Source organism: Cytobacillus sp. GQ23 (genome assembly GCF_059758675.1).
Window position 1 is genome coordinate 1 of record NZ_JCAXER010000073.1, and the last position, 1,373, is coordinate 1,373.

A 1,373-nucleotide genomic window follows, 5' to 3' on the forward strand; every position below is an offset into this window, starting at 1 on the left:
AATGCCCTGGTAATCAGGGCATTTTATGTGCGGTCTTCCTGAACCTTTACCTCTACATGATAAGACGGAAGAGCTTTAATAAGATCTTTATGCAACCGAGCCTGTGAATCCATCTTTTCCTGGTGGGTCATCTCGCCTTTCCGGTATGCAGTCACCCACATATCCTCCCCATTAATCCAAACGGCTCCCGGACGGTAGCCCTCATGAGCAGCAATCACCTTGCGGGCCTGGTCGATATCATCCTGATTATCTACGCGCTTGCCGTCAAAATTGATAAAGTTCGGATTCTGGTCACCGCTCATTGACCGGTCCATTGTATCATTGTCCTCCGTGCGGTCCAGATCATTATTTATAAAAGAAACTCCATCCCGGCTCTCATGGTCATATTCACTCTCAGTTGCTTTATTGTTGGCGCAGCCAGCCATAAATGCGAGCATCAGAAGAAAAATACTCAGCTTCTTCATTTCTAACACCTCCTTTTTATAGGATGTCCGCTAAAGGGAGTAATGTGCGGTCCAAAATAAGGCAGAGCTGGGGGTGGAAGGCGTTGATTTTTGATTTGGACGAAGCTATGGTGAGGATTCTTCTTAGTTTTTTGTTTGCAGTTGCATCGGGTTCGGACTTTGACTCACGGATTTTTGTTTTTTGTGTCTGAAGTTGACCCAGGTTCTGACTCTAGCTATCCCTTTTTTGCATTTGTGTCCGAAGTTGACCTAGCTTCGGATCTGACTACCGCTTTTTTGCTTTTTGTGTCCGAAGTTGACCCAGGTTCTGACTCTAGTTACCCGTTTTTTGCTTTTTGTGTCCGAAATTTGACTCAGGTTCTGACTCTGACTACCGCTTTTTTGCTTTTTGTGTCCGAAGTTGGCCCAGGTTCTGACTCAGGCTACCGCTTTTCCCCCTTTTTGTGTTCGAAGTTGACCCAGGTTCTGACTCTGACTACCGCTTTTTCCCCTTTTTGTGTCCGAAGTTGACCCAGGTTCTGACTCTGATTACCGCTTTTTCCCCTTTTTGTGTCCGAAGTTGACCCAGGTTCTGACTCTGACTACCGCTTTTTTGCTTTTTGTGTCCGAAGTTGGCCCAGGTTCTGACTCTGACTACCGCTTTTTCCCCTTTTTGTGTCCGAAGTTGACCCAGGTTCTGACTCTGACTACCGCTTTTTTGCTTTTTGTGTCCGAAGTTGGCCCAGGTTCGGCTCTGACTACTGCTTTTTCCCCTTTTTGTGTCCGAAGTTGACCCAGGTTCTGATTCTGACTACCGGTCTTTTGCTTTTTGTGTCCGAAGTTGTTCCAAGTTCTGACTCTAACTACCGCCTTTCCCCTTTTTGTGTCCGAAGTTGACCCAGGTTCTGACTCTGACTACCGCTTTTTCCC

1 protein-coding gene is annotated in these 1,373 nt (G+C 46.6%); it reads right to left on the reverse strand.

The annotated features are described in order from the left end of the window. Positions 1–23: 23 nt before the first annotated feature. Positions 24–464 (reverse strand): hypothetical protein, encoded by a 441-nt coding sequence (locus tag AC6CHU_RS25870; RefSeq protein ID WP_159863474.1) that lies wholly within the window; start codon positions 462–464, stop codon positions 24–26. Between the last annotated feature and the right edge of the window lie 909 nt (positions 465–1,373).